The 16,969-nt window shown below is 66.8% G+C and carries 10 protein-coding genes; 6 read left to right on the top strand and 4 right to left on the bottom strand.

Translation table 11 applies throughout. The features are described 5' to 3' along the window. Positions 1 to 7 precede the first annotated feature (7 nt). The 3 genes from K2O51_RS00230 to treY all read left to right on the top strand — a co-directional run bounded on the left by K2O51_RS00230 (position 8) and on the right by treY (position 7,346). Positions 8 to 2,554 (top strand): glycogen/starch/alpha-glucan phosphorylase, encoded by a 2,547-nt coding sequence (locus K2O51_RS00230; RefSeq protein WP_011300351.1) that lies wholly within the window; start codon positions 8 to 10, stop codon positions 2,552 to 2,554. A gap of 174 nt (positions 2,555 to 2,728) precedes the next feature. After that, positions 2,729 to 4,714, top strand: a complete 1,986-nt coding sequence (gene treZ, locus K2O51_RS00225) for a malto-oligosyltrehalose trehalohydrolase (RefSeq protein WP_049796490.1) — start codon at positions 2,729 to 2,731, stop codon at positions 4,712 to 4,714. Next, the gene (treY, locus tag K2O51_RS00220; protein ID WP_011300353.1) at positions 4,692 to 7,346 is read left to right on the top strand and encodes a malto-oligosyltrehalose synthase; all 2,655 of its coding nucleotides are present in this window, start codon (positions 4,692 to 4,694) and stop codon (positions 7,344 to 7,346) included. Before treZ ends, treY begins: the two co-directional genes overlap by 23 nt. A gap of 8 nt (positions 7,347 to 7,354) precedes the next feature. Here the strand turns inward: treY and K2O51_RS00215 are convergent, their stop codons facing one another. Then, entirely contained in the window at positions 7,355 to 7,930 is a 576-nt protein-coding gene (locus tag K2O51_RS00215; RefSeq protein ID WP_220630644.1) for a malto-oligosyltrehalose synthase, read from the bottom strand. Positions 7,931 to 8,317: 387 nt separating this feature from the next. Here K2O51_RS00215 and K2O51_RS00210 point away from each other — a divergent pair, with 387 nt between their 5' ends. The 3 genes from K2O51_RS00210 to K2O51_RS00200 all read left to right on the top strand — a co-directional run bounded on the left by K2O51_RS00210 (position 8,318) and on the right by K2O51_RS00200 (position 9,398). Continuing rightward, the gene (locus K2O51_RS00210; protein WP_220630320.1) at positions 8,318 to 8,689 is read left to right on the top strand and encodes a BON domain-containing protein; all 372 of its coding nucleotides are present in this window, start codon (positions 8,318 to 8,320) and stop codon (positions 8,687 to 8,689) included. 80 nt (positions 8,690 to 8,769) lie between these two features. Then, positions 8,770 to 8,991: a hypothetical protein gene (locus K2O51_RS00205; protein ID WP_041680192.1), complete on the top strand. Its 222-nt coding sequence runs from the start codon at positions 8,770 to 8,772 to the stop codon at positions 8,989 to 8,991. Positions 8,992 to 9,014: 23 nt separating this feature from the next. Next, positions 9,015 to 9,398 carry a hypothetical protein gene (locus K2O51_RS00200; protein WP_011300356.1) on the top strand — a complete coding sequence of 128 codons (384 nt, stop codon included), beginning with the start codon at positions 9,015 to 9,017 and terminating at the stop codon, positions 9,396 to 9,398. Positions 9,399 to 9,557: 159 nt separating this feature from the next. Here K2O51_RS00200 and K2O51_RS00195 read toward each other — a convergent pair whose 3' ends face one another. From K2O51_RS00195 to uvrA, 3 genes are all read right to left on the bottom strand, one after another. Next, positions 9,558 to 10,292 carry a BON domain-containing protein gene (locus K2O51_RS00195; RefSeq protein WP_220630319.1) on the bottom strand — a complete coding sequence of 245 codons (735 nt, stop codon included), beginning with the start codon at positions 10,290 to 10,292 and terminating at the stop codon, positions 9,558 to 9,560. A 170-nt stretch (positions 10,293 to 10,462) separates the two neighbouring features. Further along, a complete protein-coding gene (locus K2O51_RS00190; protein ID WP_011300358.1) occupies positions 10,463 to 10,840 on the bottom strand; it encodes an endonuclease in 378 nt (125 codons plus the stop codon). 153 nt (positions 10,841 to 10,993) lie between these two features. After that, the gene (gene uvrA / locus K2O51_RS00185) at positions 10,994 to 16,867 is read right to left on the bottom strand and encodes an excinuclease ABC subunit UvrA (RefSeq protein WP_220630318.1); all 5,874 of its coding nucleotides are present in this window, start codon (positions 16,865 to 16,867) and stop codon (positions 10,994 to 10,996) included. Positions 16,868 to 16,969 lie beyond the last annotated feature (102 nt).

The following is a 16,969-nucleotide window of genomic DNA, read 5'->3' as shown; positions in this document are numbered from 1 at the left end:
GTCGTTCATGACGGACGCCAACCGGCCCGAGCATGCCGACGATACCCGCACCGCACTCTCGAGCGCCACGATCCGGCGCGCTTTCCTGGATCACCTGTTCCACACCCAGGGCAAGCCACCGGACCATGCGAGCCAGAACGACCTGTACCAGGCGCTGGCGCATACCGTGCGCGACCGCCTGGTGCAGCGCTGGATCAGCACGTCGGAGGCTTACCTGGACCAGCCGTCGCGCACGGTGGCCTACCTGTCTGCGGAATTCCTGATGGGCCCGCATCTGGGCAACAACCTGATCAACCTCGGCATCTACAGCGAGGTGCAGGCCGCGATGCAGGCGCTCGGCCTGGATCTCGATCAGATCCTGGCGCAGGAGATCGAACCGGGGCTCGGCAACGGCGGCCTTGGCCGGCTCGCGGCATGCTTCATGGATTCGCTGGCGACGCTGGAGATTCCGGCGCTCGGCTACGGTATCCGCTACGAGTACGGCATCTTCCAGCAGGCCATCATCGACGGCATGCAGGTCGAGAAAACCGATAGCTGGCTGCGCAATGGCAACCCGTGGGAAATCCAGCGTTCGGAATGGGCGGTACAGGTGCGCCTGGGCGGCCACACCGAGCACTATGCCGATGGGCGCGGGCACTATTGCGTGCGCTGGGTGCCGGCCAAGACGGTGATCGGCGTACCGTTCGACTCGCCGATCCTGGGCTACCGCGTCAACACCGTCAACACCTTGCGCCTGTGGCGCGCCGACGCGACCGAGGCCTTCGACTTCCCGACCTTCAACCGCGGCGACTACCTCGGCGCGGTCAGCAAGAAGATCACGTCGGAAAACCTGACCAAGGTGCTGTACCCGAACGACGAGACCGAGCAGGGCAAGGAATTGCGCCTGGAGCAGCAGTACTTCTTCGTCGCGTGTTCACTGCAGGACATGCTGCGGTTGCTCGCGGCCGATGGCATGCCGGTATCACGCTTCCATGAAAAGTTCGCCGTGCAACTCAATGACACGCATCCCGCCGTCGGCATTGCCGAGCTGATGCGGCTGCTGGTGGACGAACACGACCTGCCCTGGGAGCAGGCGTGGCACATCACCTGCCAAGCATTCGCCTACACCAACCATACGCTGTTGCCCGAGGCGCTGGAGCAATGGCCGCTGCCGCTGTTCGGCCGCGTGCTGCCACGGCATCTCGAAATCATCTTCGAAATCAACGCGCGCTTTCTCGAAGAAGCGCGCATCCGCTTCTATGGCGACGACTCGCGCCTGGCCAGGCTGTCGCTGATCAACGAACACGGCGAACGGCACGTGCGCATGGCGCACCTGGCCTGCGTGGGCAGCCATGCCATCAACGGCGTGGCCGAACTGCATTCGCGCCTCATGCGCGAAGACGTGCTCAAGGATTTCCACGAGATGTGGCCCGAGAAGTTCACGAGCATCACCAATGGCGTCACGCCGCGGCGCTGGCTGGCGCTGTCGAACCCGCGCTTGTCTCGGCTGGTGACCGATGCCATCGGTGATGAGTGGGTCACCGACCTGGAGCGGCTGCGTGCCCTGGAGCCATTTGCCGACGATGCGGGCTTCCGCGAGCAGTGGCAGGCCGTGCGGCGCGACAACAAGGTGGCCCTTGCCGAGCTGGTGCGCGATTGCACGGGCGTGGTCATCGACCCGTCGTCGATGTTCGACGTCATGGTCAAGCGCATCCACGAGTACAAGCGCCAGCACCTGGCGGTGCTGCACATCATTGCGCTGTACCACCGCATCAAGTCCGACCCGGACCTGGACCTGACACCGCGCACCTTCCTGTTCGGCGGCAAGGCGGCGCCGGGCTACGAATACGCCAAGCTGATGATCCGCTTCATCACCAGCGTGGCCGACGTGGTCAACCGCGACCCGCAGGTGCGCGACCGGCTCAAGGTGGTGTTCCTGCCCAATTTCAACGTCACGTACGGGCAACGCATCTACCCGGCGGCGGACCTGTCGGAGCAGATTTCGCTGGCCGGCAAGGAGGCATCGGGCACGGGCAACATGAAGTTCGCGATGAACGGCGCGCTGACCATCGGCACCATGGACGGCGCCAATATCGAGTTGTGCGAGGCGATCGGCCCTGACAACTTCTTTGCTTTCGGACTGACCGCCCCCGAGGTTTACGCACTGCGTGCCACCGGCTACGACCCGGCGGCTTACTACCACCGCAACGACGAACTGCGCGCGGTCATCGACCTTGTCCAGCAGGGCTTCTTCTCGCATGGCGATGCCAGCGTCTTCCGGGGCCTGTTCGATGCGCAACTGCGGCATGACCCCTACCTGCTGCTGGCCGATTTCGGCGCCTATGTCGAATGCCAGCAGCGCGTGTGCGAGACCTATGTGCGGCCGCAACGCTGGCAGCGCATGTCGGTTCTGTCATGCGCGCGCTCAGGCCGCTTCTCGTCGGACCGTGCCATCCGCGAATACTGCGGCCGGATCTGGAAGGTCGACCCCGTGCCGGTCCACCTGCTGCACCGTGCCGGGGGCACCCCGCGCCAGGCGGACAGCCGGATACGCGCGGTGAGCAAAGTCCGGTAGGCATATGCACTTTCTACAACCCCGTACTGGAACCCGCCATGCCGGCTGGTGCGCAGCCGGCCCCGGTGCCGGCCCGCGCAGCGGCCGCCACCTGGCATGGAGTTCGCAACATCCCACCGGCTTGCGGCAATTTTCTCCCACTGGAACCGATCCTTTCAGGCCCAGGAGCTGATCTTGAACCTCACTTCGTTTTTCCTCGGCACCGGTGCAACCTCGGCCACGCCGCGGCTGGCGCCACTGGACAGCTTCTCGGCCAGCGCTCCGCAGGTGCCCGCCGCCAACGACGATCCGCACAGTTATGCCTTCGGACCGGTGTGGCTGCCTGAAGGCCGCATCGGCTTTCGGCTGTGGGCGCCGGACGCCGCCCAGCGCGGGGAGTCGGTGCGACTGGAAATCGCCGGCATGGGCCCGGTGCGGATGACGGCTTGCGAGAACGGCTGGTACCGCGCTGCAGTGCCGTGCGCCGACGGGACGCGCTACTGGTTCCGGCTCGATGATGGCACTACCTTTCCCGACCCGGCTTCACGGTGGCAACCGAACGATGTGCACGGCCCCAGCGTCGCGTGCCAGCCCAAGGCCCGGACCTATCCCTGGAAGTGTCCCGACTGGCGTGGGCGACCGTGGCACGAGGCCGTCATCTGCGAACTGCACGTCGGCCTGTGCGGCGGCTATGCGGGAGCCATGGCGCAGTTGCAGCGCCTTTCCGCGCTCGGCTTCACCGCCGTGGAACTGATGCCGCTGGCCGAGTTTCCCGGCGCGCGCAACTGGGGCTACGACGGCGTGCTGCCGTTCGCCCCCGAGTCCGGCTATGGCAAGCCTGACGACCTGCGCGCACTGGTCGATGAAGCCCACAGCCTCGGCATGATGGTGTTGCTCGACGTGGTGTACAACCATTTCGGGCCGGAGGGCAACTACCTGCATCACTATGCGAGCGCATTCTTCCGTCAAGACCGGCAGACGCCGTGGGGCCCTGCCCTTGACTTCCGCCGCCGCGAAGTGCGCCGCTTCTTTACCGAAAACGCGCGCTACTGGCTGGAAGAATTCCGCTTCGACGGCCTGCGCCTGGACGCCGTCCATGCGATCGACGACGAAGGCTGGCTCACCACGCTGCCGTCGGACCTGCGGGCGTTGCACGGCTTGCAAGGACGCCATGTCCACCTGGTGCTCGAAAACGACCACAACGACGCCTCGCTGCTGTCCGCGGGCTTCGATGCGCAATGGAACGATGACGCGCACCACGCGCTGCATGTGCTGCTGACCGGCGAACAGGACGGCTACTATCGCGACTACGGCGCAACCCCGGGGCGCCCGGCAAACACCAGCCAGAATGCAGGCCAGAACACACCGCTGAGGCACCTTGCCCGCGTACTGCGCGAAGGCTTCGCCTACCAGGGTGAAGTGTCGCCGTACCGCTCGGAATGCGATCCTGCGCAGGGGCCGGTCCGTCGGGGCAAGCCCAGTGGCCACCTGCCGCCCACGGCCTTTGTGAGCTTCCTGCAGAACCATGACCAGATCGGCAACCGGGCCTTCGGCGACAGGCTGGCTACCCTGGCTGATCCGGATGCGTTGCGCGTGGCAGTCGCCCTCCAACTGCTTTGCCCGCAGGTGCCGCTGGTGTTCATGGGCGAGGAATGCGGCGCGCAGACGCCCTTCTACTACTTCACAAGCCATCCGCCGGAATTGGCCGAGGCGGTCCGCCAGGGGCGCAGGCAGGAATTCGCGGGCATGGCCGCATTTCGCGACGAATCTCAGGCGCTAGAGATTCCCGACCCGAACGACCCGGCAACATTCGAGGCCTCGCGCCCGCCGATGGATGTGGAGAACGACTGGACGCGCTACTACCGCAGGCTGCTCGCCATCCGGCGCGAATGGCTCATGCACCGGCTGCCGCGCGCGCGCATTTCGGGCGTCGATGTGCTCGGACCAGCGGCGCTGCGCGCACGCTGGCGCCTGGGCGACGGCACGTGCCTGTCGATCTGGGTGAACCTGGGCGAGCATGTCGCGGCTTGCCAGCCGCCCGCGCCGGGTTACGCGGTGCTCCACGAAACAGCCAGCGGCCACGCGGATGCCGTCGCCGGCGGTTCGCTGCCGGCCATGAGCTGCATCGCCATCCTGTCCGGCCATGGCGAGCAAGCCCATGGCGCCGGCGGCGCCCGCTGACGCGCCGGTGCAACCGGCTGCGCGTGACGCACACCTGCCGCCGCGCGCCACGGCGCGGCTGCAGCTGCACCCCGGCTTCACGCTGGCGGACGCGGCCGGGGTCGTGGGCTACTACGCCGCGCTCGGCGTGAGCCACCTTTACCTGTCTCCGGTGACCGACGCACGCCCAGGTTCCACGCACGGGTACGACGTGACCGATTTCACGCGCGTGCGCGAGGCCCTTGGCGGCGAGGCCGCACTGCGCGCGCTGGCACAGCGGGCTCACCAGTCGGGACTTGGTCTGATCCTCGATATCGTGCCCAACCACATGGCTGCCGATGCCACGCACAACGCGTGGTGGCGCGACGTCCTGGCGCACGGGCAGGACAGCCAGCACAGGGCGTGCTTTGATATCGACTGGCAGCCCCCCGATGCGACGCTGCACGGCAAGGTGCTGGTTCCCATACTCGGCCATCCGTACTGGGAAACGCTCGCGCGCGGCGATTTGCGCGTGGTGTGGACCTCGGCAAGCGGCGCGGCATCGCTGCGCTATTTCGAACACGACTTCCCGCTTGCGCCGGAGAGCCTGCCCCGGCACGCCATGATGGACACCGCGTGGTTCGATGCCACGCACGAGGCCGGCCGCGAACACCTGCATGCCTTGCTGGAACGCCAGCACTATCGGTTGGCGTGGTGGCGCACCGCTGCAGCCGCGCTCAACCGGCGGCGCTTCTTCGAGATCAGCGACCTGGTTGGCATCAGGCAGGAAGAGCCCACTGTATTTGCCGCCACGCATGCGCTGGTGTTCCGGCTGCTGCGCGAAGGGGTTATTGACGGCGTACGTGTCGATCACGTGGACGGGCTTGCCGATCCGGCGGCCTATTGTCGACAGCTGCGTGATTGCCTGGACCAGCATGCCGGCCATCGTCCCTGGCTGGTGATAGAGAAAATCCTGGCGCCGGGAGAGATACTGCCTGCGGACTGGCACGTGGACGGGACCACCGGCTACGACTTCATGGACGAGGTTGCCGCCGTACTGCACAGCGAGGCGGGCCCCGCTGCGCTCAATGCCTTGTGGCGCCAGGCCGGCGGACGCCCCGACAGCTACCCCGTCGCCGTGGCGGATGCGCGCCGTCAGATCCTGCGGCACCATCTTGTCACCGAGTTTGACACCGCGTGCGCGCGGCTGCACGCGTACGCATCTGCCGATCCCACCACGCGGGACCTGACGCGTGCGGCGCTGGCGCGGGCGCTAACGGGCTGGCTCGAAGCCATCCCGGTCTATCGCAGCTACATGAGCGGCGAGCCGGCCCGGCGCGACGCGGCTGCGCTGCGTGCCGAGCAGGCCATGCTAGACGAAGCGGCCAGCACCGCTCGCGAAACCCTGGCGCCCGAACAGGCTGCCGCGCTCGATTTCATCCTGGCCTGCCTGCGGACGCGCGAGCCAGATGCCAGCGCGCCGGCGCAGGTCCGGCGGCGCTTGCAGCAACTGATGCCAGCGCTGGCCGCCAAGGCCGGCGAAGACACTGCGTTCTACCGCTATGGCCCGCTGCTGTCGCGCAACGAGGTAGGCAGCCATCCGGCGACCATGGCACTGTCCGTGACGGACTTCCATGTAGCCATGGGTCGGCGGCAGCAATCCTTTCCCCATGCCATGCTCGCCACCGCCACGCACGACCACAAGCGTGGCGAAGATGCGCGCATGCGCCTCGCGGTACTGAGCGAGGTGCCGCAGGAATGGGCGGCGGCCGTGCGGGCATGGGAAGTCGAAGCTGCCGCGCTGCTGGCATCGCTGCCGCAGGTGCCGGATCCGGCAGACCGCCTGATGCTGTATCAGTCCATGCTTGGCGCCTGGCCCATGCCGCGCGACGCGCTCGGGCGCGATGGCGCGCTGGAGGCGTTTCTCGATCGCATCGCCCAATGGCAGCAAAAGGCCATTCGCGAGGCCAAGCTGCATGGCAACTGGACTATGCCGGACACCGCCTACGAAGCCGCCTGCGACGCCTTCCTGCGCGGGCTGGCGGTCGGGTGGCCGCATGGCGGCCTGCTCGCGCGGATCGGGCAGTTCGTCCAGCGCGTGGCCCCGGCCGGTGCCATGAACGGATTGGCCCAGGTCATGATCCAGCTGACGGCGCCGGGTGTGCCGGACCGCTACCAGGGGCGCGAAGACTGGGACTTGAGCCTCGTCGATCCGGATAACCGGCGCCCGGTCGACTACGCACGGCTGCAGGTGCAACTGGAAAGCCCGGCGGGCTGGGCTGAATGGCTGGCGGACTGGCGTGACGGGCGCATCAAGCAGCAGATCGTGCGCCATGTACTGGCGGCACGCCGTGCGCACGAAGCGCTGTTTCGGGACGGGGACTACCAGCCGCTCGCGGCGAAAGGACCGCTGGCCGACCATGTGCTGGCGTTCGCGCGCACGCTGGGCGAACAGCAAGCGTTGACGGTCGTTTCCCGCCTGGGGGCTACGCTGGTGGCGGACATTCCCCTTGTGCCACCGGCGCGCTGGGGCAGAACCAGGATTGACACGGGCACGGGCGAGGCGCGCTGCTGGGTCGACGCCCTCACCGGGCAAGCGTTCGCCGCGGACGGCCTGAGGATCCAGCACGTGCTCGGCGCGCTTCCTGTCGCGCTACTGTTACGGCAGGGCTGACCCCCGTTTCACATCGACCGCGGCACACCCGGTGCGCGGCGAGCCGCAATCGGCGTCAGCGGCTTGCTGTTTGCCGCCTGGCTTGGCGATGCACCCTGGTCCTGTGGCACGTACGGCCGGATCACCAGCGCCACGTAATCATCTGCCTTCGGCGTGACCACGATGTACGCCAGGCCCGACATCACCAGGCCGACCTCGCCCAGCTCCGTTGAAATGCGCGCAACGATGAAGCGCTGCAGCAGGCGTGGATCCATCGATTCGTCGATCGCCAGCGCGGCGGTACAGATGGTCAGGAAACAGCGTTCCACCTCCTGGCACACCACCACGACTTCGTCGAGCGCGTAGCCGGACCGGCTCGCGCGTACCAGCACCGACACGCCCGTGCTGGGCGCTGCCTTGTGCCATCCTGCCTTGGTGTGGAAGGCCGGCAGCGTCAGGCCGGAGCCCGTGTCGTGGGCCACTGTGTTGAAGCGATGGGAAAAGTCCGCTGGCGTGATGGCGAGCAACTGGCGCTCCACAGGTGTGGAAGACACCGCCACGGACGAGGCAAGAACAAGGGAAGACAGGACGCCGGCCAGATTCATAGCTTCCTCGCGATCGGTGAGCCGTTCCCCCCGGCCGGCTGCCTGGACGCCACGCCGCTTGCGGTCCAAGGCCAGCATCTCTCTTCACTATAGGCGTGGCTGCACGCAAGTGCCGCGCCACGGCACCGCCGGGCCGGCGCCAGACCGCTAGCCTCCCCCCTCCCAGCGCGTCCGTACGCGGCGTACGTTGCCCATGCAGTTTCTGCAGCCGCTGTAAAAAGTACTGCTGCGTGGTTCGGTCCTCGCCACTTTCCCTCGCGCTGGGCGGCGCCGCCAAGCGGGAACGGTGCTTGCAGAGATATGGCAGGGTGGCCCCGATCAGCCCGGCCCCACTGGCTGTGCCATGTGCGGTGCCAGCCGCGGCCACGGATTTCGGAGGACTTCGCCATGAACATCCGTCTGCGTGCCAATTCACGTCTCGTTGTTCCGGCCGTGGCAGCCGCGCTGCTGTTCGCTGGCACGATCGCCAATGGGGCGCCCACCGATCCGCCGGCGGCCCCGTCGTCGCCTGGCCGCACGGTTGCACCCCGCGACACGGAGGCGACTACGGACCGCGCTATCACCACGGAGGTCAGGTCTCGACTGTCAGCGACACGGGGTCTCGAGCCAGCCAACATCCGCGTTAGCACCACCGATGGCGTGGTGCGGCTCGAAGGGACTGTACGCGACGACGCCCAGCGCGCGCGCGTGATGGAAACGGCCCGGGGGGTGCGCGGTGTCACGGCCGTCTCTGACGAATTGAAGGCCCGCACGGACTAAGGGATCGAGGATTCAGGATTTGAGGGTTCGGATGGATCGGCCCAGGTCAGTATCGTCAGTATCAATGGAGCGCATAGCAAATGAACACGCACCGCCAGCACGAGCATGACAACCAGCAGGATTCCAGACGCACGACCCACAAGGGGCCAGACGTCGAACACGAACGCGGCAAGCCGGGCAAGGATCGCCGCCGCGACGTGGAACGCGAACATGACATCCCGGACGAGAACGGCGAGCCGCCATCCGTGCGCCATGGCGGCGGAAATCCGGATGCGAAGGAGCCGCCGGTCGAAAACACCTGACGGCACAAGGACAAGGAGCACAAATGAGCAAGATCGCACGAACCGGTGGACGCGCCGACAGCCAGGCCTCCGCGGCGTCCACGCCGGGCGCGGAGGCAAAGCGGCGCAAGCGCACAGCCGCGATCCAGGCCAGCAGCGATGCACGCAGCGCCGTGGAGGCCACGGGCGGCAATGTGCCTAGCACCCTGGATCCGGACCTGACCGAACCGGCCGAGAACATCGATGCAGAACTGGCGCAGATCGATCAGGACCGCCATGGGCTGCCCGACGAGGCGTTGCCCGAAGAGGAAATCAACGAGGAAATCGAACGCGCGGCAGAACGGCTGCCCGCTGATGTACCGGTAGACAAGGCCGATCGCACCGATGAGCGGGAAGAACGGCCGCCTTCCCCGCCTAAGATCGGATGAGCGTGCGCGTTGGGGGCGAGGGTCGGGCGCGATCCGGGTTGATTCGGAGCGATCCGGAGCGATCTCGCCAAAGGGGCGTGGCTGGCATATGCCAGGCACGCCATCTACTCACGGGACCCATGCTCACATGACTCCCGTCTGCCGACCCGGGCTCCTGCGCTACTCCGAAGCCAGAACCCCAAACCGCCGCACGTGGATATGATTGACCACGTCACGCACCCCGAACACGGACTCCGCAATCTCTTCGATCTCGTACTTGCTGCGACGGTCATTGACCGTGCCTTCCATCGTCACCACGCCTTCGCGCACGTGTACCGTCACCTCGCTGACGTCTAGCCCCTCTTCATGCGCCAGGCGTGTGCAGACGGCATCGTGGAGCCGGTCATCGGCGCGGCGGTAATTGCGCGGGCCTTCGCTGCGGCGATACCCCGAACCGCCATAGCGGCCCGATCCATATTCCGAATACTCCTGCGCGCGCGGGTCGCCAAGCCCGTACATTGGATACCGGCGTGGCTCCTGGCGCCACGTCTCTCGCTCGGCGCCATAATCGCCGCGTGAGGCTTCCGCACCGGACGGCCTGTAGGGCTGGTCTCGGTACCTGCGCGCCCACTCCTCATCATCGCGTCTGCTTTCACCGCCCCATGTACCGCGCACGGATTCGCGTGGCAGTCGCCGTTCCGGGTTTCCATGGCGAGAAGACAGATGCCGCAGGCGCTCGTTGCGCTCATGTGCCGGGAGGTCGCTGTAACCCTGGTCGTTGCTGCCGTATTTGCGGCTCGGCGGCCGGCGCAGGTAGTCTTCATCGGCGCGCGGGTCTTCAGGGTCGCGGTCGCGATAGGGGTAATCAGGGCTGTCGGAGTAGCGTGGATAGTCCGGATAGTCGCTTCGTCTCATCAGGTGCTCCTTGGCGGGCTGTGACAAGGCACGTCCACACGGTGCGCAGCGAGCGCAACTGCGCGCCCGCTGCCAGATTGCCGGCGCTTCCCGCCATCACGCAGGAATTTCAACCGGCGGTAAGAACGACCGGGGACGCCGGCGGGCGCTCGCGGGCGCGCTGTTACCGGTCAGGATCCGTCCAGGAAAGCGCTGCGCGGGCCCAGCCGCTGGCCGAGGTTCGGGCTGTCCCAACCGCCGCCCTGCATATACGGATTGGGGCTGCGCTGCATGGACATGGTTCCAGGCTGGCTGTAGGTGCTGGACTGGCTGTATGACTGACTGTAGGCACCAGGCTGCGCCGGCGCGGTGGATGGCTGGGAATCCGGCGCCAGACCCTGGCGTGTTGTGGCGTTGGTACCTTGCGTATACGGATCGAACTTGTCACCCGCGCGGGCGCCTTGCGAATACGGATCGCGCGGCGTCGTGGGGGTCTGCGCCATCACAGGAATCGTTGCTGCCGCGAGCGCTGCGGCCAGCAGCAGGCCGCTGGGTCGTAAATGCTTCATGGTTACCTCCGTTCAGCGCGCGAAGTGCGCGCCTGTCGCCACTGTCTAGCGAAAGGCATGCCCAGCGCAGAAGGGGCGCATGAAACATGCGCCCCTTCTGCCTGAAACGGAAGAACCTGCTCCCTGGCTGTTCCCTGCTATCGCGAGGGGCGGTTATCCGACACTGACACGCGCCCGCTCGACGGTGCGCGCCAGCACCGGCACCAGCGCGGCGCCCGTATGGCTGGCCGGCATGCGCGACAGCGCCTCCGGATCTGCCGCGCCGACGATGGTGCCGCCACCCGCGCCGCCTTCGGGGCCCAGGTCGATGATCCAGTCGGCTTCGGCGATCACGTCGAGATCGTGCTCGATCACCACCACGCTGTGGCCGCCATCAGTCAGGCGATGCAGCACGCGAATCAGGCGCGCCACGTCTGCCATGTGCAGGCCCACGGTCGGTTCGTCCAGCACGTATAGCGTGTGCGGCGCCTTCTGGCCGCGCCGCGTGATGTCGTCACGCACTTTGCTCAACTCGGTCACCAGCTTGATGCGCTGCGCTTCCCCACCGGACAGCGTGGGCGATGGCTGGCCCAGTGTCAGATAGCCAAGACCGACATCCTTCATCAACTGCAGCGGATGGGCGATGTTCGACATCGCAGCGAAAAACTCCACCGCTTCGTCGATTTCCATGGTCAGCACTTCGCCGATGTTCTTGCCGCGCCACGTGACAGCCAGCGTTTCCGGGTTGAAGCGCTGGCCATGGCAGACGTCGCAAGGCACCTTCACGTCCGGCAGGAAGCTCATGCCGATGGTGCGCACGCCCTGCCCTTCGCAGGCCGGGCAGCGGCCATCGCCGGTGTTGAACGAGAAGCGCGATGCGGTATAGCCGCGAGCACGTGCCTCCAGCGTGTCGGCAAACAGTCGGCGGATGGTGTCCCACACGCCGATATAGGTCGCCGGGCATGAGCGCGGGGTCTTGCCGATCGGGGTCTGGTCTACTTCGAGCACGCGGTCGATCGACTCCCAGCCGGTGATCGACTCGCAGCCGTACCAGTCATGATCGACCTTGAACGCCTTGCGCTCCGCCTTGACGCCCTTGGCCGCGGCCTCCTGCTGCGCAGCACTGCGCGCGCGGCGCGTGGCCGGCGACGACAGCACCGAACGGCCCACCGCATCCAGCAGGTTGGTCATCAGCACGTCCCGCGCGAGCGTGGACTTGCCCGACCCGCTGACCCCGGTAATGGCCACCAGTCGCGACAGCGGGATGCGCGCCGTGACCTTGCGCAGGTTGTGCAGCGAGGCGCCATGCACGGTCAGCCATTCGGGCGGATCGGCCGGCTTCCCGGCGGCACCGGGCTTCACCGTGCGCCGCGCCTGCAGCGGATGGACAATGGGCCGGGCCAGGAACTGCCCGGTGGTTGAATCCGGCGCCGAGGCGAGATCCGCCACGCTGCCCTGCGCCACCAGCGTGCCGCCGCGCTTGCCCGCGCCGGGGCCGATATCGATGATGTGGTCGGCGCGGCGGATGGTGTCTTCGTCATGCTCTACCACCACCAGCGTATTGCCCTTTTCGCCGAGCTTGCGCAGCGCGTCGAGCAGGATCTGGTTGTCGCGCGGATGCAGCCCGATGGTCGGCTCGTCCAGCACGTAGCACACGCCCTGCAGGTTGCTGCCGAGCTGCGCGGCCAGCCGGATGCGCTGCGCTTCACCACCGGACAGGCTCGGCGCGGCACGATCCAGGCTCAGGTAGCCAAGGCCGACTTCCTCCAGGAACTGCAGGCGGCTGCCGATCTCGCTGATCACGTCGCGGGCGATGTCGGCATCGCGGCCGGTCAGGCGCAATCCGTCAACCCATTCACGCGTTTGCGACACGGTCCACTGTGCCACATCGACAATGGCCTGCTCGTCGAACGTCACGGCGCGTGCAACCAGGTTCAGGCGGGTGCCATGGCAGTCCGGGCATGGCGTGTCACCCACGCCTTCCGGCTCCTGTTCCTCGGACGGCAGGCTTTGCTCGCGGCCCCGGTCATCGCTGGCCAGCACCGTGTCATCGAACACGGCGCGCTGTTCGCGCGTCAGCGTCAGGCCTGTGCCTACGCAGGTCGTGCACCAGCCGTGCTTGCTGTTGTACGAGAACATCCGCGGATCGAGTTCCGGATAGCTGGTACCGCAGACGGGACAGGCGCGCTTGGTTGAGAACACCTTCACGTCGCCAACATGCGCGGTGCCGTCGCCGTTGTGCATAGCGTCGTGCAGGCCGTCCAGCGGCGCCAGCAGGTGCATCACGCCCTTGCCAGCTTCGAGCGCCTGCGCCAGCAGCGCGCGCAACTGGCCTTCATTTTCCGGCGAGATCACGAGGTCGCCCACCGGCAGTTCGATCGTGTGTTCGCGGAAACGGTCCAGGCGCGGCCACGGATCGACCGGCAGGAATTCGCCATCCACGCGCAGGTGCGTGTTGCCGCGCGCCTTCGCCCACTTGGCCAGGTCCGTGTAGACGCCCTTGCGGTTCACGACCAGCGGGGCGAGGAAACCGACATGCTCGCCGCGATGGTCGCGCAGCAACTGCGCGGCGATGGAGTCCGGGCTTTGCGAAGTCACCGGTGCGCCGTCATGCACGCAGTGCTGGATACCGAGCTTCACGTACAACAGCCGCAGGAAGTGCCACACCTCCGATGTCGTCGCCACCGTACTCTTGCGGCCGCCGCGCGACAGGCGCTGCTCGATCGCGACGGTCGGCGGAATGCCGTAGACCGCATCGACTTCGGGCCGGCCAGCAGGCTGCACGATCGAACGCGCATAGGCGTTGAGGGATTCCAGGTAGCGGCGCTGCCCTTCATGGAACAGGATGTCGAACGCCAGCGTCGACTTGCCCGAACCGGACACGCCGGTCACCACATTGAACTTGCCGTGCGGGATATCGACGTTGAGCGACTTGAGGTTGTGCTCGTGCGCGTTGACGATTCGCACGACGTCCTCGCCTTCGATTGCGCGGCGCGCGCGCCGGGCCTGCAGCGCGGCCTGTAGCGGCACACCTTCGCCTTCGGCGCGCTCTGCCGCCAATGTGCCCGCTTCGCCAAGCGCGGCGTCATAGTGAATCAGCGCCTGGCCGGTATGGGACTCGGCGCAACCCTTCACATCTTCGGGCGTGCCCGTGCAGACGACGCGGCCGCCGGCGTCGCCGCCTTCGGGGCCCAGGTCGATCAGCCAGTCCGCGGCACGGACCACGTCTAAGTTGTGCTCGATCACCACCAGCGAATGGCCGCCGTCGAGCAGCTTGCCGAACGCGCGCATCAGCTTGGCGATGTCGTCGAAATGCAGGCCCGTGGTCGGCTCGTCGAACATGAACAGACGCTTGGGCGAGGTATCGGGCCGGATCACGCGGCCCTTGGGCTGCGCTGCCTGCGCCGCTTCGGCGAGGAATCCCGCCAGCTTGAGGCGCTGCGCTTCGCCGCCCGAAAGTGTCGGCACGGGCTGGCCCAGCTTCACGTACTCCAGGCCCACATCGACAATGGGTTGCAGCACGCGCAGCACGGCGGCATCGCCAGCGAAGTACGCCGCAGCCTCCGACACCGTCAGTTCCAGCACATCGGCCACGCTCAGCAAGCGCGCCGGCTGGCCAGGCAAGCTCCGCTCGATCTTGACCTCGAGCACTTCGGGACGGTAACGGCTGCCATCGCAGTCGGGGCAGCGCAGGTAGACGTCGCTGAGAAACTGCATTTCGACGTGCTCGAAGCCCGAGCCACCGCAGGTCGGGCAGCGTCCATCGCCCGAGTTGAAGCTGAACGTGCCCGCGGTATAGCTGCGCTGAATGGCCATGGGCGCCTTGGCGAAAATCTTGCGGATCTCGTCGAATGCGCCGACATAGCTGGCCGGGTTGGAGCGCGCGGTCTTGCCGATCGGCGACTGGTCGACGAAGACCACGTCATCGACGAGATCGGCGCCACGCAGCGCGCGGTGCGCGCCCGGTGATTCGGTCGCCTTGCCGAAATGGCGCGCCATGGCGGGATACAGCACATCCTGCAGCAGCGTGGACTTCCCGGAACCGGACACGCCCGTTACACATACCAGCCGCTGCAGCGGGATCTCCACCGTCACGTCCTGGAGGTTGTGCTCGGTTGCGCCTTCCAGCACGATGCGCGGCACCGTATCGTCCACCGGCCGCAGTTGCCAATGCGAGGCATCGGCCACGCGCTTGCGGCCGCCCAGGTATTCGCCGGTCAGCGTGCCCGCGCCGCGGATATCCTTCGGCGTGCCGTCGAAAATGATATTGCCGCCGCGCTCGCCGGGGCCGGGGCCCATGTCGATCAGGCGGTCGGCAGCCAGCATCACGGATGGATCGTGCTCGACCACCACCAGCGTATTGCCGGCATCGCGCAGCCGATGCATGGCCTCGACGATGCGGTTCAGGTCGCGCGGATGCAGGCCGATGCTGGGCTCGTCCAGCACGAACAGCGTGTTCACCAGCGAGGTGCCCAGCGCTGTAGTCAGGTTGATACGCTGCACCTCGCCGCCGGACAGCGTACGGCTCTGGCGGTCCAGCGTCAGATAGCCAAGGCCCACGTCGCACAGGTACTTGAGCCGCGTGCGGACTTCGGCGAGCAGCAGCTTGAGCGCGTCGTCGAGCATGCTGCTCGGCAGCGTCAGGTCGTCGAAGAAGCGGCGGATGCGCGCAATCGGCATCAGCATCAGGTCGTGCACGGTCAAGCCGGGCAGCGATTCGAGCTGCGTGCGATCCCAGTCCACGCCGCGCGGCAGGAAGCGCTGCTGCGGCGCCAGCACGGTATCGGCATTGACCTTCGAACCCAGGCGCCATAGCAGCGACTCGGTTTTCAGGCGCGCGCCGCCACAGGTTTCGCACGGCGTGTAGCTGCGGTACTTCGACAGCAGCACGCGGATGTGCATCTTGTAGGCCTTGGACTCCAGGTAGCTGAAGAACCGCATCACGCCGTACCACTGCTTGTTCCACTGGCCGTTCCAGTCGGGCGAGCCGTGAATGACCCAGTGGCGCTGGGCTTCGGTCATCTCGGACCACGGCGTATCGCGCGGAATGTCGGCCCTAACCGCGTAGCGCATCAGGTCGTCCTGGCACTCCTTCCACGCGGGCGTCTGCATCGGCTTGATCGCACCCTGGCGCAGCGACTTGCGCACATCCGGAATCACCAGCCCGAGGTCCACGCCGATCACGCGGCCAAACCCACGGCAAGTCTCGCAGGCGCCATAGGCAGAGTTGAACGAGAACAGCGCAGGCTGAGGATCGGCATAGCGCAGATCGCTATCGGGGCTGTGCAGGCCGGTCGAAAAGCGCCAGATCGGGCCTTCGCCCTCATCGGCCAGCGCATAGACATTCACGCGCCCCCCGCCGCGGCGCAGCGACGCTTCGATGGCCTCCACCGCGCGCGCCTTCTCCACCGAGCCAATGCGGAACCGGTCCGCCACCACATCGAGCACCTTGCGCGCCCCGGTGGACGATTCCACCACGCGCTGTGCCTGCACGCGCGTATAGCCGCTGACCGACAGCCATTGCTGGACTTCATCCTCGGTGGTCGACTCAGGCAGTTCGACCGGGAACGTCACGACCAGCCGCGCGTCGTGATGCGGCTGGCCTTCGGTGGTGCGTGCGAGCAGTTCGGCGTAGATCGTTTCGGGCGAGTCGTGCCGAACGGGCTGCGCGGTCTGCCGGTCGAACAGTTCCGCCGCGCGTGCGTAGAGCAGCTTCAGGTGATCGTTCAGTTCGGTCATCGTACCGACCGTCGAACGCGAACTGCGCACCGGGTTGGTCTGGTCGATCGCGATCGCCGGCGGCACGCCGTCCACGCGTTCGACCTGCGGCCGGTCCATGCGATCGAGGAACTGACGCGCATAGGCGCTGAAGGTCTCTACGTAGCGCCGCTGGCCCTCGGCATAAAGCGTGTCGAACACCAGGCTGGATTTGCCCGACCCGGACGGGCCGGTCACCACCGTCATCTCGCCCGGACGGAGATCCAGGTCGACGTTCTTGAGGTTGTGCTGGCGGGCGCCCCGAATACGGATCAGCTGCTTGCTCGACACGGTTTTCTCTTTTGAATCAGATGGTTATGCCACCCGACAAGAATCATGACTGCGCAAGAAAACAACCTTAGCACAGGCTGCGATGACGCTTGGTAAGGGCCG

It is taken from the genome of Cupriavidus pinatubonensis (genome assembly GCF_019602855.1).
Classification (GTDB): Bacteria; Pseudomonadota; Gammaproteobacteria; order Burkholderiales; family Burkholderiaceae; genus Cupriavidus; species Cupriavidus pinatubonensis.
This window is presented reverse-complemented; position numbering and strand designations above follow the sequence as displayed.